17 protein-coding genes, 2 tRNA genes and 1 pseudogene are annotated in these 21,466 nt (G+C 64.5%); 7 read left to right on the forward strand and 13 right to left on the reverse strand.

Features of this window, described 5'->3' with window-relative positions:
- Positions 1-461: 461 nt before the first annotated feature.
- The 6 genes from ACIRRA_RS35765 to ACIRRA_RS35790 form a co-directional block, all read right to left on the reverse strand.
- Entirely contained in the window at positions 462-2,921 is a 2,460-nt protein-coding gene (locus ACIRRA_RS35765) for an ABC transporter permease (RefSeq protein ID WP_402777432.1), read from the reverse strand.
- 29 nt (positions 2,922-2,950) lie between these two features.
- Positions 2,951-3,700, reverse strand: a complete 750-nt coding sequence (locus ACIRRA_RS35770; RefSeq protein ID WP_402777435.1) for an ABC transporter ATP-binding protein — start codon at positions 3,698-3,700, stop codon at positions 2,951-2,953.
- Positions 3,697-4,506: a hypothetical protein gene (locus ACIRRA_RS35775; protein ID WP_402777438.1), complete on the reverse strand. Its 810-nt coding sequence runs from the start codon at positions 4,504-4,506 to the stop codon at positions 3,697-3,699. Before ACIRRA_RS35775 ends, ACIRRA_RS35770 begins: the two co-directional genes overlap by 4 nt.
- A complete protein-coding gene (locus ACIRRA_RS35780; protein ID WP_402777441.1) occupies positions 4,506-4,733 on the reverse strand; it encodes a hypothetical protein in 228 nt (75 codons plus the stop codon). The genes ACIRRA_RS35775 and ACIRRA_RS35780 overlap by 1 nt, the downstream gene beginning before the upstream one ends.
- Positions 4,734-4,839: 106 nt before the next feature.
- Positions 4,840-5,466, reverse strand: coding sequence for a response regulator (locus tag ACIRRA_RS35785; RefSeq protein WP_402777444.1), 627 nt, complete (start codon positions 5,464-5,466; stop codon positions 4,840-4,842).
- A complete protein-coding gene (locus tag ACIRRA_RS35790) occupies positions 5,444-6,637 on the reverse strand; it encodes a sensor histidine kinase (RefSeq protein WP_402777447.1) in 1,194 nt (397 codons plus the stop codon). The genes ACIRRA_RS35785 and ACIRRA_RS35790 overlap by 23 nt, the downstream gene beginning before the upstream one ends.
- Before the next feature lie 601 nt (positions 6,638-7,238).
- Between ACIRRA_RS35790 and ACIRRA_RS35795 the strand changes: the two genes are divergently transcribed.
- Both ACIRRA_RS35795 and ACIRRA_RS35800 read left to right on the forward strand, forming a co-directional pair.
- Positions 7,239-8,207: an alpha/beta hydrolase gene (locus ACIRRA_RS35795; protein ID WP_402777450.1), complete on the forward strand. Its 969-nt coding sequence runs from the start codon at positions 7,239-7,241 to the stop codon at positions 8,205-8,207.
- Positions 8,208-8,269: 62 nt separating this feature from the next.
- Positions 8,270-9,541, forward strand: a complete 1,272-nt coding sequence (locus ACIRRA_RS35800) for a PLP-dependent aminotransferase family protein (protein ID WP_402777453.1) — start codon at positions 8,270-8,272, stop codon at positions 9,539-9,541.
- Here ACIRRA_RS35800 and ACIRRA_RS35805 read toward each other — a convergent pair.
- The 4 genes and pseudogenes from ACIRRA_RS35805 to ACIRRA_RS35820 all read right to left on the reverse strand — a co-directional run bounded on the left by ACIRRA_RS35805 (position 9,486) and on the right by ACIRRA_RS35820 (position 14,013).
- Positions 9,486-10,280, reverse strand: coding sequence for a universal stress protein (locus ACIRRA_RS35805; RefSeq protein WP_402777456.1), 795 nt, complete (start codon positions 10,278-10,280; stop codon positions 9,486-9,488). The genes ACIRRA_RS35800 and ACIRRA_RS35805 overlap by 56 nt on opposite strands.
- A 170-nt stretch (positions 10,281-10,450) precedes the next feature.
- A pseudogene (locus tag ACIRRA_RS35810) lies at positions 10,451-10,846 on the reverse strand (IS5/IS1182 family transposase); the annotation flags it as partial.
- An 80-nt stretch (positions 10,847-10,926) separates the two neighbouring features.
- Positions 10,927-12,624: an IS1182 family transposase gene (locus tag ACIRRA_RS35815; protein ID WP_402777459.1), complete on the reverse strand. Its 1,698-nt coding sequence runs from the start codon at positions 12,622-12,624 to the stop codon at positions 10,927-10,929.
- Between the two features lie 195 nt (positions 12,625-12,819).
- Positions 12,820-14,013 carry an IS630 family transposase gene (locus tag ACIRRA_RS35820; protein ID WP_402777462.1) on the reverse strand — a complete coding sequence of 398 codons (1,194 nt, stop codon included), beginning with the start codon at positions 14,011-14,013 and terminating at the stop codon, positions 12,820-12,822.
- A 105-nt stretch (positions 14,014-14,118) separates the two neighbouring features.
- Here ACIRRA_RS35820 and ACIRRA_RS35825 point away from each other — a divergent pair, with 105 nt between their 5' ends.
- Entirely contained in the window at positions 14,119-14,436 is a 318-nt protein-coding gene (locus tag ACIRRA_RS35825; RefSeq protein ID WP_402777465.1) for a hypothetical protein, read from the forward strand.
- A 123-nt stretch (positions 14,437-14,559) separates the two neighbouring features.
- Here ACIRRA_RS35825 and ACIRRA_RS35830 read toward each other — a convergent pair.
- Positions 14,560-14,644 (reverse strand) — tRNA-Met (locus tag ACIRRA_RS35830).
- 377 nt (positions 14,645-15,021) lie between these two features.
- Positions 15,022-15,094, reverse strand: a tRNA-Ala gene (locus ACIRRA_RS35835).
- A gap of 188 nt (positions 15,095-15,282) precedes the next feature.
- Between ACIRRA_RS35835 and ACIRRA_RS35840 the strand changes: the two genes are divergently transcribed.
- Genes ACIRRA_RS35840 through ACIRRA_RS35855 form a run of 4 tightly spaced genes read left to right on the forward strand, consistent with a single transcriptional unit; the run spans position 15,283 to position 20,018 of the window.
- Complete coding sequence (locus ACIRRA_RS35840) at positions 15,283-16,386, forward strand: serine/threonine-protein kinase (RefSeq protein WP_402777468.1); 1,104 nt, start codon at positions 15,283-15,285, stop codon at positions 16,384-16,386.
- A 9-nt stretch (positions 16,387-16,395) separates the two neighbouring features.
- Positions 16,396-16,539: a hypothetical protein gene (locus ACIRRA_RS35845; RefSeq protein ID WP_402777471.1), complete on the forward strand. Its 144-nt coding sequence runs from the start codon at positions 16,396-16,398 to the stop codon at positions 16,537-16,539.
- Between the two features lie 9 nt (positions 16,540-16,548).
- The gene (locus tag ACIRRA_RS35850) at positions 16,549-17,793 is read left to right on the forward strand and encodes a hypothetical protein (RefSeq protein ID WP_402777474.1); all 1,245 of its coding nucleotides are present in this window, start codon (positions 16,549-16,551) and stop codon (positions 17,791-17,793) included.
- Entirely contained in the window at positions 17,790-20,018 is a 2,229-nt protein-coding gene (locus ACIRRA_RS35855; protein ID WP_402777477.1) for a hypothetical protein, read from the forward strand. The genes ACIRRA_RS35850 and ACIRRA_RS35855 overlap by 4 nt, the downstream gene beginning before the upstream one ends.
- On the opposite strand, the gene ACIRRA_RS35860 is transcribed toward ACIRRA_RS35855, so the two are convergent.
- Positions 19,989-21,344 (reverse strand): DUF2254 domain-containing protein, encoded by a 1,356-nt coding sequence (locus tag ACIRRA_RS35860; protein WP_402777480.1) that lies wholly within the window; start codon positions 21,342-21,344, stop codon positions 19,989-19,991. The two genes, ACIRRA_RS35855 and ACIRRA_RS35860, sit on opposite strands and share 30 nt — an antisense overlap.
- Positions 21,345-21,466 lie beyond the last annotated feature (122 nt).

A 21,466-nucleotide genomic window follows, 5' to 3' on the forward strand; every position in this document is an offset into this window, starting at 1 on the left:
CGCGGTGGCCGCCCTTCACCGGCTCGACACGCCGACACCACCCCCAACCGTCCCCGACCAGGCAATCCACACGGTCACGAACTACGGCTGGAGTACTAACGGACCTGCTTTATCTAGATTCGCGCGCCGGTTCCCATGGAATAACGACCGGAACCCAGGGCAACCCATTAATTACGCCCGGGCCGAGATCCATCGGCTGGGCGGGCGTTTCGCGGGCGGCTTGGCACAATTCGCCGGCGAAACGCCCGCCCAGCCGCTGCGAACGGCGGGGCGGGGTGTCGTCGCCACGGCTGGACCACAAGTCGGGCGCAGCACCGGAATCACTGCTACCGAGGAAGATTCAGCCGCTGTGTATCAGCAGACGTCCGGGTCGACAGGTGGCGTCGCACCGGGCGAACGATCCGATACAGATCCGATTCCAGCCTGTTTCGGACGGTGACGTCCGAAACCATCGCGAGTGCTCACCCGACGCCGATCGCTTCCAGAATGTCGAGGCGCGCAACGCGAATCGCAGGGGGAACGGCGCCCAGCAGGCACAGGGCCACAGCGGTCACACCGAATCCCAGCATGACGACACTGGGTCGATAACTCACCTGGACATCCAGCATATCGGCGAGGGCGGTGACGATGAGGTACTGATTCGCGCAACCCGCTATCAAGCCGAGCACACCCCCGATCAGCCCGATCGCGCCGGCCTCTGTCACCACGCTTCCCACCGCCAAGCGCACGGTCGATCCGATGGCGCGCAGAACACCGATCTCACGGCGGCGTTCCAGCACCGACAGCATCAGGGTATTCAACACGGCCACACCCGCGATGAGGACGACAATCCAGGCGATAGAGCCGAACAGGGCCGTCAGTTGCCGAGTGCCCGCCGCGATACCGGCGACCGCCGCGGATCCGGAATATATGTGCAGATCAGCCGGAATCTGTTGCCGGAGCGCCGACTCGACCTTTCCCGCGTCGGCGTTCGGCGCCAACACCACTTCCAGGCAGGCGCTACCAGGACGGTGGAACCACTCGCGTAGTTCATCCAGATTCATCCCGACCGTGCCGGTGAGACCGCCGAAAAATGAAACGACCGCAAGCACTTTCACCCGATGCACACCGGTCGGCGTGGGAAGATCGACCTGATCACCAGCCGAGACCGACATGCTCCGCGCCACATCACGGGACAAGATGACGCCTTGCCCGGCATAGAGTTGCTGCCGCGTGCTCTCCCCCGCGGCCTCGAACAAACCATTGCGCATACCCGGCTCGGCCGCCTGGATCAATACTTTCGTATCGCCGAGCGCAGCATATACTCCCTGGCCGGACAGCACCTTCTGCACTCCGGGCACAGCCGCTGCCTTTGCGAGTAGATCATTCGGCAACAAGACCGTCGGGAAAACCCCGGGGGCCGACGAACTGATGATCTGGTCCGCACCAGCGACGGTGGCGTATGAGCCGGTAATCGAGTCGACGACATTGTCGTCAGCGCCCGTGATCGCGACCGTGGTCGTAATCGCGACGAAGACGGTCATGGCGGTTGCCCACACGCGCTTGGGGCTACGGTCTATCGTGGCGGCCGCGACAATTCCGACCGGTCCGAAAAGGCGTGCGGCAGCGGCCGTTACCCGGACCAGCACGGCCGACAGACCGAAACACAGACCGATGCTGCCGACCATCGATAACCCGATGGCGAGCATCGCGTACCGTCCCACGTCTACCACAGCGACCACCGCGGCGGCGCCGATCAACACGACCGATCCCCCACCGATCAGCACACGCGGGACCAGCTTCACAGAATCGCCCACATCGACCGTTGCCTCGGTGAGGGCCTCGATCGGGCTCACCCGATATACCTGCCGAGCCGCCAGAGCAGCGGCCAAGACGCTCGCGCACGTACAGGCCAGCACACTGAGCACCCACGACCAGGGAGAGAGCACGAACTCCAGCCGGGCCTCAAGCGTACCAACGACCGCCGGCGGCAACTGCCGAATTGCGATGTGGCCGACGACCATTCCCGCGATAACTCCGATCGTTCCGCCTAGCAATCCGATGCCCACTGCTTCCAGCAACAGGTCGGTGACGATCGTGCGGCGCATCGCTCCGAGGGCCCGCAGCATCGAAAACGTCCGCCGGCGTTGGGTGATGGACATGCTCATCACGTTGTAGATCAGGAACGACGCAACCACCAGCGAGATGGTCGCCAAGATCAGCGAGGTGTACTCGAGCACCGCGAAACCACCCCGTGCCTGCGCCGCACGAAACATCGGATCGCCGACAACCGCCCGGCCGGCCACCGCGCGGGTGATCTGCTCGCGCAAGGTATTCGGATTCGCATTCCGTGCGGGAACGATCAGTATGGAATCCACACTGCCGACACGTCCGGTCGCGGCCTGGACGAGCGGCAACGAGGTGATCGCGAAACGTCCACTGTTGACCCGGTTCGCGACCGCGCCACCGACAACCGCCGCCACTTCGACCTGCCGGTCGCCCAGCCTTATACGATCGCCCTTGTGCGCACCGGTACCGGAACCGACCACCACCCGGTCCGCGAGCGAGACCAAACTCGTGCCCGCCAGCTGATCCTCGAGCGCCCGCTGCAAATCACTGTGCAGGGCAGCCACACTCATATCGACGCCCAACAGCAGCATGTCCCCGGCCTGCCCCTGTTGCATCCGCACCATCGGCACCGCCGCCTGGACACCGTTAACCACGGCGACGGCGGAGACCAGCGATTGATCGAATCCGCTATCGGTGACACCGGAAACCTCCAATCGCGCATCACCATCGATGGTGGTGGCCAGTCGACTCGAGGAGGCCGGAATCGATTGGGCGATACCGCTCACCGCGACCAACAGCGCTGCCGCCACCGCGACCACGGCCAGGGCGGCCAATACCCGACCCCAACGGGAGACGAGTTCACGGAAGGTCAACAGCCGCAGCCTGTCCAGGCCAGCCAGAATCATTTCCCCACCTTCACGGTTGCGGTGGCACGCAAATCGTCGGCCCCGAGCCTGCCATCAACCAGGGTGATGACCCGGTCGGTGGTCAACGCCGCCTCGAAGTTATGCGTAACCATCACGACACTTCGATCACCGACGGCGTCGTGTGCGACATCGGCGAGCAGCTCCATAATCGCCGCACCGGTCTTGGAGTCCAGGTTGCCCGTAGGTTCGTCGGCGAGAATGAGCCGTGGCCGCATAATCAAGGCTCGGGCAATGGCGACGCGCTGCATCTGACCGCCGGACATCTCGGTCGGCCGGTGCTGGGCGCGGTGCCCCAACCCGACCCGTTCCAGCAACTCCAGCGCCTCGGATCGAACGGCCCGCATCGATGTGCCGTCCAGCATCTTGGGCACCGCGACGTTCTCCCATGCCGACAGAGTCGGCATCAAGTTGAAGAACTGAAACACGAACCCGACCTCACGACGCCGAAATCTCGAGCGCGCATCGTCGTCCAATGCAGCGATTTCGTTTCCGGCGTAGCGGATCGAGCCGGAGTCCGGCGTGTCGAGAGCACCCAGAATATGCAGTAGACTACTCTTCCCGGCGCCCGACGGACCGACTATGGAAACGAATTGCCCTCCGCTGATTCCAAGAGTCACACCATCGAGAGCATGAACACACTGCCCTCCCGTCACATAACTCTTCACCACATCGGTAAGTTGCATCAACGGCGACATAGCATCAGCTGAGTGCTCTACTATTGTCATGGCTGACGTCCTTCCTGCTTGGTGAAATGTAAGATTGATCGATCGGAAAATTGCGCTCGAACTACTTCGGACAACCTCTCGCGGTCCGTGTCGTTGGCCACCCTGTCGATGGCGGCAACCACCGCCGAGCGCTGCTCCGGAGTGAAGCAATCCGCCATCGTACAGAATTGATCCCAACGGCCGCCCCGCGCAACAAATCGGATAATTTCGGCCATCCGCGCCAACGGTGTTCGATGAATTACCTCACGACGCCGATCTGGGGCCATCAGAAATGTGGATTCCACGAGTGCATCCTCGCCGAAATCGGCGATTATCTGCTGCATTAGATTTTCGGGTATCGCAGACACCAAGTCGGCCAGCGTCACCCAGTCCCCATATCGTGCCGATTCTTCCGCCACAAGGCGGATCAACTGCTGAGGCAATGAACCGATGATCGATACGAACCGATCGGCCGGCACATGCGCGGTGCTCGCGGCAAGAAAGTAGGGCGGCAGCTTGGCCGCGAGCCGGACAGCCTTGCCGATTTCGATGGTCCCGGCGACACGACCCGTAAACAATGGGCTGTTGGTCCAACAGAACGTTCGCACCATCACACTGGTCGGTGCAATTGCGGAACCGGTCACAAATTGCTCGATCAGTGCGCGATTGGACTCGACCAAGATCCTTGCGATCCGATTGCGCACATCTCGAAGATCCGAATCCGGTATGGTCGAGAGATAGGAAAGATGATCCGGCTCCACAGCCAGCAGCCGAGCCACCTTACGAATTTCTGCTTGCGTTTCAGCCTGCGCTGTCGAGGTACTCACTATTCAATCAACCGTTCTACCGAAACGCGAATAATCGCCGGAAGCTTCTGCAGCGCTGCTTGCAGCGCGCTGCGAATTTCAGCCGTTTCTCGTTCGATTGCAAGATTTATCTGGGCGGCCAAGTCTTCCAATGCCCCCAAAGGCAGATTCGTCACAGTCGCCGGCAATTCACCCAGCAGCTCCTCCAGCGCTGCAGCGGCTGCGGCCGGCGTTCGGACATCCGTCATGGATATTAGCCTCCTGGATATAATGTCCTAGCAGTAGTCAACCAATCGAGGGATTTCCGGTGTCCACCGATCGGTGGACACCGCCTCCGCAGCAGTAAAGATTATTCTAGTTATCCAACATCAGTATCCCGAGCGATATCGCCGCCGTCACCGCAGCGGCCCGATCGGAAACATTCAGTTTTCCGTAGGCCCGGAGCAAATGGGTCTTCACCGTCGACTCACCGATGTGCAGAGCACGACCGATCTGAGCGTTCGTCAGCCCTTTGGATGCGTGAGTCAAAACTTCTATTTCTCGAACGGACAACGTGCCGGCGCTCGATCGATGGATCCCCCGGATCAAACGATCGGCCACCTTTCTGCCGAGTACCGTCTCACCACGATGGGCGGCTCGAACCGCATCGATCAAGACCGCCCGCGAAGAATCCTTGAGCAGGAAGCCGACAGCCCCGGCGGCGACCGCTCGCAGAATGTCGGTATCCGTGTTGTAGGTAGTCACGACGACGATTCGCACGTCAGCTCGAGCCGCAACTATTCGCTCGATCGCGGTAACCCCGTCGCCCGGCATTCGCAGGTCCATGAAGATGACATCGGGTGCATACATTCGAGCGGCCGCAACAGCTTCGTCGGCGGTGGCCGCCTCACCGACCACCGAGATGTCCGTCTCGCCGCAGAGAATTCCACGAAGGCCCTCGCGAACGATCGGATGGTCATCAACCAGCAACACCCGAATCATGTACCACACCTATCTTCACAGTTGTTCCCGAACCGAGGCGGCTCGATACGGTCAGCATGCCGCCGACACCCTCGATCCGGTCTCGCATCCCCTTCAATCCGAATCCGAACTCCACCTCGCCGGGATCGAATCCGGCACCATCGTCCGAAACGGCGACGAGAATGCCCTCATCCACTGTCGTGAACTCCACGACGATCGCCGATGCCCCGGCATGCTTGCGCGCATTGGTCAATGCCTCCTGAATCGCGCGGAACAGGGCGACCTCGCTGAGGACATCGAGTCGCGGCAGCGATTCGCCACCCACCACCTGCACAGCAATACCACTTTCCCGGGCAACCTGGTCGGTCAATCGGACGATCGCCTCCCGCATCGGGCGCCCATTCAACGCGGACGGCGTCAATTCCGCTACCATCGCCCGCGCCTCGATGAGATTCTCCTGCGCCGTCGCGCGGATCAGTTCCAGGTGCCGCCGCGCAAGTTCAGGTCGAGTCCCCAACTCCGCGTCGATCGCCTCGGCCAATGTGATCACACTGACGAAGCCCTGCGCCAGCGTGTCGTGTATTTCCCGCGACAGCCGCTCACGTTCAGCGGAAATCCCCGCAGCATGCGATAAACTCGCGGCCTCGGCACGGCTGACCGCCAATTCTTGTAGAAGTACTCGTTGCCGCTCGGATAGCTTTGCCGACCGCACTATCGCAATGCCGACCAGCGGGCCGATCAGCACCGAAACCAGGATTATCGAGGCTCCTACCGGGCGAAATCCTGGCGGTACATTGTCCATGGTGGACATAACCACCACGGAGATCATCGCGGGTACCACCGATGCCGGCAGCGACAATGGTAGCGGCATCGACATGAACAGCAGCGGATAGATAACCGTCTCCGCCGAGATCGCGCTCGGCGAGAAGCAAATCGATGCCGTAAATAGGATCAACACACCGGCCGCGAACAATAACTCGACGAGGTCGATCCGATCGAATCTACGGAGATATCCGTGGAAGACACGGTTTCCGAACAGAGCCGCCCAGAGCGGAATACTCATGATTGTGACGATCGCGGCGACGGTGTGACCGGGTATCCACTTGTCCAGGAGCAGCAGAATGACTACCGATATGATGCATCCGGCCAGTATATAAAGAACCCACAGTTGCCACTGCTCGATGCGCCACACAGAGCTCTCGCGGAATCCGGAATGTTCAGGAAAACTATTACCGGAACGATGCCCATCGGATGCCACTGGTACGGGAGGGTTGTTCCCCACAGCTTGCGGCTCCCCATCTGTGTACACCGTCAAAATCTTAACACGGCACCAGCGCCCTCTCCCATCCAAAAAGAGCCCTCGACCGGCATCAGGGAATTTTTCGCCGCCGCGATCGGCTACTCCGGCTCCAGTCAATGGCCTCGTCGTGCCCGCCGCTGTCGGCGCGCCGACTTTCGGACATACCCACGGCCGTTCTATTACGCATACTGCCTCCAGGGAGTCTCGACGGACCATCGCACTACTGCGGTGCATTCCACTATCGGTCGATATCGCGAGTCGGTCAATACCCGTATGGCAATTATCAGGAATCGAGCGGTAATCCATCGATCATCATCCGGTAAGCTCGATTCGCCAGACCCAGAGCAAATCCAACCCCTGCCCCGACGATCTTGACATCGACGGATGCCGGACGTTCAATTGTGGCGCCGGTTGCCGGCGTAGTATAAGTCTTTGGAGCTGCAGCCCAGAGGCACCCCGTTGCTCATCAGTTTACTATGTGCGAAGTGGAAATATGAGCCTCCACCCGAAGTTGCAGGCAATTCGAGTGCGTCGCATCCGCGACCAGTCACCGCCTTTATATACACTGACTGTTCCGCAGGCCCGCGCGGCCGATCTCGCTGCTTTGCGTTCTACCAGTGGCAAACCGGAGCCAGTCGATCGGACCATTGAACGGACGATTCCAGGGCCGGGCGGCGAACTTACTGTCAGAATTTACTTGCCGCAGTCCACTGATAGCCCGCTACCGGTGCTGCTGTATTTTTTCGGCGGCGGCTGGACCCTCGGTTCTCTCGAAACCTCCGACCCCGTCTGCCGGACTCTCACCAATCTGGTCGGCTGCGCGACAGTCAGCGTCAACTACCGATTGGCGCCAGAACACAAGTTCCCCGCAGCGGTGCTGGACTGCCGTGCGGCGACGACCTGGGTTCGCGAGCACGCCACAGAATTCGGCGCAGACCCGACGCGAATCGCGGTGGCCGGAGACAGCGCGGGCGGCAATCTGGCCGCCGCGATGACCCGTATGGCTCGCGACGAGGGTGGTCCAGAATTGCTCGCTCAGGTTCTGATCTATCCGAACACCGCTTACGGATACGACGCGCGATCCATGCGTGACAATACCGATCCATCTTTCTTCAACCGGGACTCCGTCGATTGGTACTGGCGACATTACCTTCCCCAGCCCTCAGACGGATCTCATCCGCTGGCCTCACCACTGCTGGCCGCCGATCACAACGATCTGCCGCAGGCATTGATCATCACCGCCGAATACGATCCGCTGCGTGACGAAGGCGAAGATTATGCGATGGCTCTGACGGCGGCCGGAGTGCCGGTCACCTTGCGCCGCTTCGACGGCATGACACACGGATTCTTCACCATGACCGGCGAGCTGGAGGATGCGCAGATGGCTGTCGCGACGGTTGCGCGCTATCTGCACACCGTGTTCGGCAACCGCCTCGACACCCGGAGTGTGGTTACCGCATGACCGAATCTCCCCTATACCTGAAAGACCTCCATGCGTCACTCACAGATCCCGCGCTGAGTTCGATGAACTTTCTCAACGAGATCGTCCACCAATATCCGGACGCCATCTCGTTCGCCCCGGGGCGCCCGCGTGAGGATGACTTCGACCCCGCCCTCATCGGGTCCTACCTGGATGCCTACATCGAGTACCTGTCCGACACCCAGGGCTGGTCGCCGCGGCACATCGCGGCCAACCTGTTCCAGTACGGCCGCACCAACGGTCATATTCACCAGCTCATCGCTCGTACCGTCGCCAACGACGAGGGCATCGGTGTCGTCCCGGAGGCTGTCGTCGTCACGGTCGGCGCTCAGGAAGGGATGCTGCTCGTTCTGCGCACCTTGTTCCGTGAAGCGAACGACGTGCTACTCGTGACCGATCCCTGCTATGTCGGCATCACCGGAGCAGCCCGGCTGCTCGACATCGAGGTTGTGCCGATAACTGAAGGCCCGGACGGAATCTCCGCGGCGATCGTGGCGGAGGCAGTTGCCGCGCTCCGAATCCGGGGCAAACGACCGCGTGCCCTGTATCTGGTCCCTGATTTCTCAAATCCTTCGGGCGCGACCATACCGGCGGGCCGCCGGCGCGAGCTCCTTGCGGTTGCGAGCCAGACCGACCTCCTCTTGCTCGAGGACAATCCGTACGGTTTCTTCCGGAGTTTCGGAACCTGGTGCCCGACACTGAAATCCATCGATACGGAACGCCGCGTGATCTACCTCGGATCCTTCTCCAAGACCTGCTTCCCGGGTGCCCGGGTGGGCTATGTGCTGGCGGATCAATCGGTGCTGGACCGGGACGGGCGCCGCACTCTGCTGGCGGACGAGCTGTCGAAGGTCAAGAGTATGACCACCGTCAACACACCGGCGCTGTCCCAGGCCGTCATCGGTGGCATGCTCATCGCCCACGGCTGCCGTCTGCGTCCGGTCAACTCCACCTCGATCGCGCATTATCGAGCCAATCTAGAAGCCCTCACCACTGAATTGGAAACCCAATTTCCACGCGCTGAGCGCAAACGACTAGGAATTTCATGGAACTGCCCGGATGGGGGATTCTTTCTCGTCCTGACCGTCCCTTTCACCGCCGACGACGCCGCATTGGAATACGCCGCCCGCAACCACGGGGTACTCTGGACGCCGATGCGGTACTTCCATGCCGGCGACGCCGGGAACAACCAGCTACGTCTCTCGTACAGCACGTTGAGCCCGGACCGGATCAAGACAGGCGTGGCACGATTGTCGAATTTCATCGAATCGCAGATCGCCGCTGGGCCGTCCGAAAATCCAGCAGTCTCGGAATGAATCGGGAAGTACCACGGTTCGGTATCGATAATGCGCAGCCGATGTCACCGAGCCCGGCGGAGTGTGCCGAATACATTGTCATTCGGGCGGCGGGCGACACCGTGACGACCGGGCACCGTGTTCGCCGCTCGGCCTCTCGACCGAAAGTGCCCCACCATCGTGGCTTCGATCCGTCCTGTGTGTCGGCCGTGACGATGAGCGCGGGGCGGGTTTCCCCGGCGACCTTCTCGATCACCGCAAGCGGGCTTCCGCGGCGCACGACGCGCGTACAGTCCGTGATACCCGCCAGTGCCGCGCGCTCCGCGAAACCACGGGTCAGGTCCTCAGCCGGCGTGCTACCGCGGACGAGATACGCTTCTTTCCCGAGCACATCACATTCCCAGGAAGGCTGAGTGACCGTGAACGCGTGAACGAGAATCAAGCCCGTTGCCAGCCTCCGGGCGATGTCTGCGGCAGTATCGACTACCAGATTACAAACCGGGTGGTCTTCGACGTACACCAGGATGAGTGATCCTACGTCGTCACATTGCAGCATAGCCACAATGATCGGCCCGGCAGTAACCGACTTCATCAACCGGAGAGGTGAACTTGACTGTCCCCCGATTGGTGGACAATACGTAGCCCGGTCACGTCGACCTGCGCACGCGGTGCGTGCGGGCCTGCGAATCCGGCACAGTCGGGATCGACGCATCGTGACGCTACCCCTACTGAGCCTTAATGAGTGATGTCGTGGGGGCATAACCAGGGTGGCGTGGTTTCGGAGTAGACCTGTCGGGTGAGGTATTGCCCCAGGGTGGTGGGTTTGACCGGGCGGGGACGGCAGGCGCGGGAGCGGTTGCGGTTGGAAGCGGCGCGGTGGTTCGCTCGGGGTGATCCGAATTCGGTGATCGCCAAGGAATTCCGGGTCAGTGAGCACCACAGATCCACCGGCTTGCCCTTGTCGTCCAGCGTGGGGCCCGGTTCTCGGACTCGGTCGGTGTGGATCAGGGTGCCGTCGACCGAAACATGCTCGTGTCCGGCGGCTTTCGCGGCCAGCAGTGCATTGTGCAGCGACGGGGCCTGCAGTGCGAGAGTGTCGATGACCTCGTGCAGGGCGTCGTAGGCGGTGGTCAGACCGATGGTGTTGTCGAGGGCGAGTTGTTCGACGCGGGTGACGTCGAGGAACCACCGCAACGCCGGTACCGCCTGCTCGAGGCAGCTCAGTGCCCGCCAGCGGGTGCCTTTCGTCACGCGGACGTCGGCCAGCAGGTCGGCGACGTAGAAGACGGTGGCCTCGGGGATCGGGACCACGGCTGTGTATGTCACATCTCGCCCTGGTCTGCCTCAAAGGAGTGCAGCGCCACCGTCTTGGCTTGACTCTGTCGGTGATCTTGTGAATTACAGGATCAGCTGTTGACTGCGCGCCAGGACCGTAGCCGGGGAATTCCGTTGTGGTCCAGGTGTTTTTGGAAGGCTGTCGGTGGCCGGGCCGGGGGTGGCTGGTCTGGTGGCAATCCTGCGCTGAGGCGTTCGACGTTCACGGCGATGGCGGTGAGGACGTGCTGGACGTGGGTCTTGGCCTGGCCGTGGTAGCGGCATTGCCGCATGCCGTGCCCGTGCGCGAATTCGCAGACGGTGCCCTCGATTCCCGAACGCACGGCGTATCTGTGCTGCCAGGCGGGGCTCTGCTGCTCGGCTCGGGCCTGGACTTGCAGGTCGAGGAGTTCTCGCGGGGGAAAGCCCACGTTGCGGGCGCTCTCACGAGAGGTGGTGCACTTGCCGCGGACCGGACACGGCTGGCACTGGGGTTTGGTGAACCGGGCCACGATCAGCGGGGCCGCGGTGGGCGATGACGTCGGGTAGGGGCCGTGCCATCCCTTGCTGACCTGGCCCTGCGGACAGGTCACCTGTCGGCGATCGAAGTCGATGTGGAAGTCGTCTCTGCCGTAGCCCGCGTTCTCGCGGTGCTGACGGGTGGGGTTGCCCGGTAGCGGCCCGCTGACCGTGACCTGGTGTTCGCGGGCCGCCTGTGCGACGTGGACCAGGGAGGTGTAGCCGCCGTCGACCAGGTGCTCGGCGGGAAGCAGACCGCGACTCTGGAGACGGGTGTGGATCCCGGGAAGGGCCTGGGCGTCGTTGGTGGTGGCCGGGGTGGTGGCCACGTCGGTGATCACATTGGTGCCCTCGGTCGCGCAGGTCTCGGTCAGGTGGACCAGGAACCCCTTCCACCTGGTGACCTGTCCCCGGCGCGCGTAACGGGCCTGGACGTCATAGGGAGAAACGATCGTCACCGATGAGGGCGGCAGACCGCCCTCATCGTCGGTACGCCAGCGCAGGCGGCCCTTGTCGTCACGGTAGTAGTTCTGCAAGACGATCTGCCGCAGGGCCTGGATCTGGGGGCCGCGCAGGCGGTCCGGGCCGTGCTGCAACAGATGCTCCAGCAGTCGGCAAGCGTCTTCGCCGGCGGTGAGGATCCTGGTCTTGGGCCGGGTCGGGTTCTTGCCCAGCCTCACCTGGCGGCCATAGCGGCGCCCCCACTCCTCGTCGACCAGACCGACCAGCGTGTCCGGGGCGGTGCGGGTAAGTTCCTCGAGCGCGGCGCGGACAGCCTCGGTGACCAGCTCGAGCCGGGTCAGGTCGCGCACCGCGGCCAATACATGGGTGGAGTCGGTGCGCTGAGTAGTACGCTCGCGCACCAGTCCGGCGTCGGTGAGCCGGGCCAGAGCAAGATCGAGCAAGCGGTCGGCACGGTCGCCTTCTGCGAGCCGGTCACGGAAATCGCTCAACACGCTGTGATGGAAGCCGGGATCGTCCAACTCCAGGCACAGCGCGTACTTGAAATCGATGCGACAGCGCACGGCCTCGGCCGCCTGCCGATCGGACAGGTCCAGCACGTACTGCAGCACGCACACGGTGGCCAGCTGCGCCGGGGACAGACCCGGCCGCCCGTCCCGCGGATACAAGTCGGCGAAATCCTCGTTGCTCCATAGACTTTCGAGCCGGTCACGTATCCACATCGCGGTGGTACCGCGGGGATTACTGGCGCGGGCCACCCGCGCCGTCAGCGGCGGGACCGTCGTGGCCGGTTCGGGTCCGAGTGACATTCACCTGTTCCTTCAAGGGACGCAGCAGTATTCGCGCCCCGCAGTGTGACAGCCCGCCAGCCGCAACATGCCGAATTCCAAGATCATCGACAGAGTCAAGCTTTTACCCCAGACTGACAAGATAGGGCCGCGAACAACGTGGGACGTCACGCGACGAATGATGCTTAGTGGTCCCGCCCGTAAGTTCTTCGGGGTTCACGCGGGGGTCGGTGATGCAGCAGGCTGGTGATCGCAGCCGGTGTGCTGCTGGGAGTGCTCGTTCTGTTCGTGCCGCTCGATCCGGGCCAGGAGGTCTTCGAGGTCGGCCTGGGTGAACTTCCATTCGAAGGGCCGAGCGGTCTCGTTGTAGCGACGCTCGAAGGCGGTGAGCCGGTCTTCGACCTGATCAAGGCTGGTGAAATCGTTGGGAGACACGACCTTTCGCTGCACGATGGAGAAAAAGATCTCCACCTGGTTCAACCAGGAAGCGTGCACCGGGGTGTGGACCAGGACCGCGTTGGGAAATCGTGCGGCCAGCCGATCGGCAGCGGCTTTGCCGCGGTGGCTGGATCCGTTGTCGACCACCCAGAACACCCGTTTGGCCGAGGCGTAGGGCTGGCTGGTCATGATTTTCTCCACCAGCGTCATGAACGGCACGATTCCGGTCTTGGCCGCGCAGTACCCGAGTACTCGGGCGTGGTGGACGTCGTAGGCGGCCAGGTAGGCCAGTGACCCGCCGCGGTCGTATTCGTGGTTGACGCGCATCGTGCGGGAGACGCCGGGCGCCAGGGTGGGGTGGCAGCGGCAGCGGGCCTGGATCGAGGTCTTCTCGTCCGAGGAGAGCACATACTCGTCGTCGCCGAGCCCGGTGCCATCCCAGATCCGCTGGTAGAGATCGAGGACCCGGGCCGCTTTCGCGGCGAAGTCCGGGTCGCGGATGAACAGCCACGACTGATAGTGCCAGGGCTTGAGCGCGTCCTCGGCCAAAATCCGGCGGACGGTCGACGCCGAGATCGTTTCGGCGACACCACGGTTGATTGTCTCGGCGGCTAGTTCGCTGCTGCTCCACCGGGACAGCGGCACGCCGGTTTCGGCCGGCAGCTGACACGCCAGGGCCTTGATCTCGGCGCGCTGGACGGGTGTGAATCGAGGCGGCCGGCCCGAACGCGGCCGGTCGCCCAGCCCGCGCAGGCCGTGGTCGGCGTATCGGCCACGCCAGGTTCGCACCGTGTCCAGATGCACTCCTCGCCGCACGGCGATCTGGTTGTTGGAGTAGCCGCGAGCGGCATCGAGGACGATCCGAACACGGACAACCAGCCCGCTCTCGGTAGTGCGGGAGTAGGCCAGTTTCTCGAGTCGGCGCCGCTCCGGCGCGGTCAGCACGATCTGGCGGGCACGGGGAACAGGCACGAAAACCGGTCTTTCACAACAGCTTCCAGGCAGAGACGCCCGCGACTTTGCCCGAGCTCGCCGCCCCAGCATGATCGACATGCCGGAAGCGGCAAGATGACTCTCATGCCCGCGATCCCGGACTCGACCAAGACCTCCCTGGCTCAGCGGCTGCGCCAGCATGCCCGCGAGCACTGGCCCCAGCTGACCGGCCTGCACATCCGCTACCACGGCCAGTTCGCCTACGTCGAGGGCGAACTGGCCGACGGTGACCGACTGCCGCTGATCCGGCTCCGCTACGGCGGATCGGCATCAACGTGGGGATTCGGCCTCTACCTCGCCAGCAGCGGCAAATACGAAAACCAGATCCTGCCCACCGGATTCACCGCCGGCACCCCCCAGGAAGCCCTCGACTGCTCCTGCGACCTCTACCTCGGGCACTGACTGGTACTGACCCCCGAAGAACTTACGGGCGGGACCACTTAGTTTGGCTAGCGTTGCCAGATCCGTTGCCAACCAAACGAAAAACGGCCCCGGAACCAATGGTTCCGGGGCCGTTTCCCCTAGTAGCGGGGACAGGATTTGAACCTGCGACCTCTGGGTTATGAGCCCACGGGAAGCATCCCAGGAACTGCCTCCGGACACGCCCGCGGGGATTCATCCCCGCGACGCAGCCTCCCGCGCTGCCACGACCGGCGCCCTCTGGTGCGGAAGCCATTGTCTGACCGCGCATTCGTCGTCCAAGCTGAGGCCATTTGAACGCCGACCGCGTTCAAGGTATTCAGACCGGCAATATGCAATCCGAACCCAACAGACTGAATCTTCATGCCCCACATGGGGAGTAAGGGGATCGACCTCGCTACCAACCTCGGATCGACGGGAAGAAGTCCAGGTCAGAAGGCTGAGCGCGGATCCGGTCGACCGCTAAACGATCAAGGTATTGACGGCGTCAGTAGCAAAGGGGATTGATCAGGGTCCGCAGACACGCAAAAATAGGCCACAACCAGGCGTTATAGCCAAATTAGATAGTGGAGCTAAGGGGACTCGAACCCCTGACCCCCACACTGCCAGTGTGGTGCGCTACCAGCTGCGCCATAGCCCCGGATGGTTGCCGCGCGGTTTCCCGGGCGACTGGGAGAAGGTACACCAGGGGACCCCCTCGAGTGCAAATCGGCTGGAAATATGGGTGGGCAGGGGGTGGGTGGGCGCGCGTACAGTGGGCGGTGATTCGTTGTCGTCCGGGGTGGTTCGCGGGGAAGGCGGCCGCTCCGCGGGGAAGGTCGGACGCCGGTGAGGCTGATCAATGGCCGGTACGAGCTGCGGGAGCTGGTCGGCAAGGGCGGTATGGCCGAGGTCTGGGATGCCTGGGATCGGCAGTTGCGCAGGCAGGTTGCGGTCAAGGTGCTCGATGCGGGCAGTGTCGCGGTGCGGGCGCAGGACGAGCAGGTGGCCTGGCAGCGGTTCGAGCGGGAGGCGCGGATCGCGGCGCAGATGAACTGCACCAACGTGGTGATGCTGCACGACTCGGGGGTGTTCGCCGAGAACGGGTGCCGCTCACCGTTTCTGGTGATGGAGTTCATTCACGGGGAGAATCTGCGGCAGTTCATGCGGGACCGGGAGAACTGGTCGCTGCCGGCGCTGGCGCGGATTCTCACCGATGCGCTCAGCGGGCTGGTGTACGCGCATTCCAAGCAGGTGGTGCACCGCGATATCAAGCCCGAGAACATCATGATCTGCCGCGACGGCACGGCGAAGCTGGCCGATTTCGGGATCGCCATCGAGATGCGGGAGAACATGCTGCGGCTCACCCGCACGAACCAGGTGGTGGGCACGCAGAACTATTCCGCGCCCGAGTATCTCGAACACGGCAGGTTCACCCATCTCAGTGACGTGTACTCGTTCGCGGTGGTGTGCCATGAGGTACTGGAGGCGGTGTTCGCGCCGGCGCCGCTGCCCGCCCGGCTGAAATCGGTGCTGGATCAGGCGCTTTCGCCGGATCCGTCGCTGCGTTTCCAATCCGCGGCCGAGTTCCAGCACTATTTCCGGGACGCCGTCCACTCGGAGACCCGCAACCTGACCCGAACCGTCAAGGGCCCCAGGCCGGAACCGGTCACCGTGCCGGTGCGGGCGCAGACCAGCGTCCTGACCCCGGCCCCGCCGGTGCGGCCGCCGGAGGAACGGCACGGCGTCGACCTGCCGGCGACCGGCCTGTGGGGGATCTTCGTCCGCCCGGCCCTGGAATACCGCCAGCGCGTGCTGGAGGGACTCACCCGCGACGATCCCCGCTACATCGGCGGCGTGCTGCTCGGTGCGGCCGGCGCCGGAATCGCGCTGGGCTGGCTGGTTTTCGTGCTGCTCGCCTGGGTGATCCTGTCGATCGCCCACCATCTGTGAGGAACTGCGATGAACAACCGACGGGCCGGCCTGGCCTGGCAGCAGTACGTGTACGCCGGATCCCGCTCGTGGCACTGGCTGCGGGTGGCGTCCGCGGTCGGCGCGGCCTTTTTCCTGGCCACGCTGCTGTGGCTGACCTACACCGTGCTCTGAGGGGTGCCCGTGCGAATCGTCTGCCTGAACTGCCTGGCGGAGTTCAAGTTCGATACCGCCCGCCGCTCCTGGATCTGGGTGCTGCGCCAGCCCAACGGCGGGTTCGCCACACGCGTCGCGGACTATTCGCGCCGCCTGGATCGGCGCTGCCCGAACGGCTGTGAGATCGACGAGGAGATTCTCGACCATCCGACCACCGTGATCGGCTTCGTCGGCGAATCCGCCTCGTCCAAGACGCATCTCATCGTGTCGATGATCTATTCGGTCATGAACGACCCGATGCTGGCCCGGGAATGGTCCATCGTGCCGTCCCGCCGTTCGACGAAAATGCTGGCCGCGCTGGAGAACACGCTGATGAACCGGCAGGCCATCGGCTACACCCAGAAGCGCGGCTACGTCGGCGCGCAGCAGCGGCAGGAGAACGGCATCGGGCCGCTCGGTGCACCGCAGCCGCAGGGCCTGCCGCAACCACGCCCGCCGCAACCGCCGATGGCCCAGCAGCAGACCCGGACCCACGCCTGGAGCGGCTGGCAGGTCCGCACCCCGATTCTCATCAAGTTCACCTCGTTGTCCACCAGGCGCACAGTGAATCTCGCCTTCGTGGATGTCGCGGGCGAGGATGTGGCCGACGCCGAGATCGCCGCCAAGGTGAGCCCGCACCTGGCCATCGCCGACTTCCTCTGGTTCGTGGTGCCGTCCACGTTGAACAAGCAGTACCTGGCCATCATGCGCGAACACGCGGGACCGGCCAACGAGGAGAGCCTGAACAACAATGTCGAGCACTCCCAGACCGTCGGCCGCACCAAGATGATGATCGACCAGATCGCCAAGCTGTGGCGGACCGCCAACAGCTATCCGCTGGATCTGCCCATCGAGCCGCCGCGCCTGCACGCGTCGACCATCATCGCGAAATCGGATCTGCTGTCGCTGATCAACCTGCCCGAGGTCGGCCTGGTCGCGCCGCCGCCGGACTGGGCCGATACGCCGTACAGCCTCGATGGCGCGGGCAACCTGTACCAGCCCGGCCAGATCGACTATCGCTCCGACGCCACCAGAAGCCTGGTGCGCAAACTGTTTCCGGCTGTCGACGCCACGCTGTCCATCCATTTCCCGCACAACCGCTACTTCCCGGTCTCGGCGGTCGGGTGCGGTAAGCGGGCCGACAACACCTATCCGGTGTTCAAGCCGTTCGCGGCCGTGGACCCGGTCATCCACATGCTCGACCGCATCGACCAGCTACGGGCGGACCGATGACGGGTTTCGCGCAGCTGCTGTGCGGCTGGGCCATGGTGACGCTGGAGTCCTCCGGGACCGGGGTCGGCGTGGTCGCCAGATCCGGAAACTGGCCCGCCGCACTGGGATCCACCACGCGGGAGCTGGGGTCGCTGGTCACCTGGGATGGTTCGCCCGCGCCGCCGGAGGCGTTCGCGCTGGAGTTCACCGTGGTGCGGGGGCTGGCGGTGGCGGTGCTGAAGACGCCCGCCAATGACCGGCCCGGCACCTGTGTGACGCACCTCGTCGCGAGCGGTCACGGAACACTCGACGGCGCAATGACTTTGAGCATCTATGACGCGGGACGATTCCGCACCTCGCTCGACGACGCCGAATTTCCCACCGATCACTGGCCGCCGCTGCCGAATTCAGTGGAGGATAGTCCCGCCGTCACCGCCGCGGCCGACGCCTACCTCGACCTGGATTGGCTGCCCGCGCTGCTCGGCTACACCCTGGCGCATCTGGCCGGACGCGGCCCCGCCATCGAACTGCACGTCGAGAGCGGCGCGGACGCCGTGGCCATGCTGCGGGCGCTCTACGGCCTGCTGCCCCGGAACAGCCTGCGGGACTTGACCTTCTGCACCTCCAGCACACCGTCCTCGGCTCCCGTCGCGATCACCGCCGTGACCCGCGACAGCCCTGCCCCGCCCGGTGGAGCGCGCCGCATCGTCACGCCGGGCGATCCCGGCGACGAATCGGACCCGTTCGTCCTGCTCGGGCAGCAGATCATCGGCCATCGGCGAGCCGGTGTCACGCTTCCCGAATCCCTGTCCACCGCAGACGAAATCGGCCACTGGTGCTATCGACGGCACCTGCGCACCCTGGGTCCCGCCGAGCTGGACGACGACCACCTGGCCGAGGTGATCACCGACCCGGAGCTGAACCCCGACTGGCTCCGCGACGACACAGTGGCCGGGCGCGCCGTCCGTCTCGCCATCGGAAGACCCAGCGTGGCAAAGGCATTGGCGCGGCTCGACCATCGTCCCAGCGTCCGCCGCACCTTCGAGCAGGTTCTCACCGACCGGGTCCTCACGGACGGCCGCGACCGCACCCGCACCGTCGAGGTGGCCCGGCAGCTCGGCATCGATCTCAGCGCGGCGCTGGCCACCTCCGCCTGGCAACGCCTGGAATCCGGGACCGCGCCGCTGACCTCTGCCGATGCCGAATCGGTGTGGCCGCGCCTGCAGCGGGACTGGGCCACCGGCGAAGTCGAGCATCGCCGAATCGTCGCCGCCCATCTGCTGCGCCACCGCGCCCTGCGCGAGCATGCGATCGGCTCCCGCGACCGGGCCCTGGTCTACGAGGCCCTCAGCGCCGAGGTCGACGATCCGGGCACCCACACCGGCGGCAGCCGAATCCTGCGCCAGGCCGTGTACACCAACCTCGGCATCGTCGCCCAGCTGGTGGTGAACATCTCGTGCAACGGGCGCGATCGCTATGCGCTGGAACAGATCCTGGCCTGCGCGCCCGCCGACCTGCTGCCCACGCTGCTGGCCGAGGCCACCCGCTACCCCGCGATCGACGCCCGGGCCGTGTTGAAGGCCCTCACCCTCACCCGCTCCGAACCGGCCGAACTGGTGACCGCCCTCCGCCCCGCGTGGCGCACGCTGCGCAAGACCCTGGACCTCCCGGAACCGATCGAGGCCCTCGTCGTCCTCGCCATCCCGGCGCCCCCCGACGATCAGCAGCGAGACGCGCTCCGCCCGCCCCGCAGAGCATTCGGATGGAGCAGGCAGCGCGGCACCTGGTCCCGCGCCGAAATCTCGGCCCTGCTGCGCACCCCGGCCGAGGAGCCACTGGAGGCCGAATCCCCCACCGAAACCCTGTCCGCCGCCCTGACCGCGGACCTCGAATTCGTCGTCTCCGCCCTGGTCTCCCGCTCCCGCGCCCCCGACGCCGTCCCCGCCCTGCGCCGCATCCTCGCCCTCACCCCCAGCGAACAGCTCCCCACCCTGGTCACCGCCTGCGCCCGGCAATGGGACATGCCCCCATCCACCCTCCTGGCCACGGTGGCGGCTCTCGACCTGCCCCCGGCCGACCTGACCGGAACCCTCGCCGGCGGCTGGCCCTGGCTCCGCACCCGCCTGGACCTCCCGCAGGCCATCGCCTCGCTGCTCACCCTCGACCCCTCCGACAGCCTGCCGCCTGCCACGAAACCGATTACCCACGAACCGGATTCACGCCGTGCCTGGCAGTTCTGGCGCTGACACGACCTGAATCAGCGGCAGCTCCGCGTCGCCGACCAACGCCCGGTACCGTCGCAGCACGTCCTGGAGATCCGCGTCCTCCGGCACCGACTCGCGCGCCGACCGCTCGATCATCGCCGCCTGCTCCAGCAGGATGCCGCGCCGCTCGGGATCGGTGGTGCGGTCCGCGATCTGTGCCAGCGCGTCGAGTTGCCGGATCAGGACCGCGGGCATGCCGCGTCCGGCCTGGCGAATCTTCTCGAAGGCCCGCTGCACCAGCCGCTCGTAGCTCGCCTGCGCCGCGATGACGCGGATATAACCGTTCTTGCAGCGGTAGACCGGGCTCGGCTCCCACACCACCGCGATCCGCGACAGACAGTCACCGAGCCAGTCGATACAGGTCAGGGCGGTGAAGGTGTCGTTCACCGCGGTGGACAGCGCGCGCAGGGCGATTTCGACCAGCTGGTCGATACCGAAGGAGATGTCCTGGGTCAGGGACCGGGTGGGCCCGGCCACATGCCCGCGCGAAAAATTCTCCGTTATCCGCTCGGCCACCGACGCGGGCCAGACGGTGGCCACCACCTGCCCCTCGGTGAGGAAATGTCCAGGACGGTAGGGCAGGTGAATCACCGCGTCCGCCTCGGTCGCGAGCCGTACCAGCTGCTCGTAGCGGATGTAGCGCAGGTATCCGCTGCCGGTCACCCGGACCTCGCCGCCCTCGCCCGCCATCCGTTCCAGCAATTCGGCCGCCGTCGGCCCGCAGTGTGGGGTGGTGGGCGCGTCGTTGCGCTGCGCCTCGATTCCGGCCGCCACCTCACCCGCGATCTCGGCGATGACATTGGGCAGCTGGATCGCCATGGCCATGTGATTGATGAAGTAGATCAGCACGGCGAGATCGAGCACCAGCGACGCGATCGACACCGTCGTGCTGATGTGCGGCACGAAATCCGATCCGATCGACACCAGCGCGGCGATGGCGTAGACGAAGGTCGCCACGAAGGTTCCGAGGGTGACCTGGGTGCCCCGATCGCGAATGAAGGTGCGCAGCATGCGCGGACCGAACTGGGTGGAGGCCAGCGTCAGCGCCACGATGGTGATGGAGAAGACCACACCCACCACGGTCATGATGGCGGCGGCGATGGCCGTCAGCACCTGCCGCGCCGTGTCGGGCGGGCCGCCGATGACCCAGGACGGAATCGTGAACCCGCCCCGATATGCCGCCCGATCCAGCAGGTAGGTGATCCCGAACAGCCCGACGGCCGCCAGCACTTCCACGGTCGGCACAAACCACAGATTGGTTCGCAATGCCTCGCGGCGGCGGTCGAATTCGAGGGGAATACCGGCCACGGTCGAGCCTCCTGCGCTGTTCCGACGTCATGCCCTGACGCCGACCAGACTTCCCGGCTCACCCATCCGAGACGCCCGGACGTGTGATCACCGTACCCCCTGCTCAGCGCCACGCCGCGCGC

Origin of the sequence: Nocardia sp. NPDC101769 (genome assembly GCF_044766925.1) — a bacterium.
In the GTDB taxonomy this organism is placed as follows: Bacteria; Actinomycetota; Actinomycetes; order Mycobacteriales; family Mycobacteriaceae; genus Nocardia.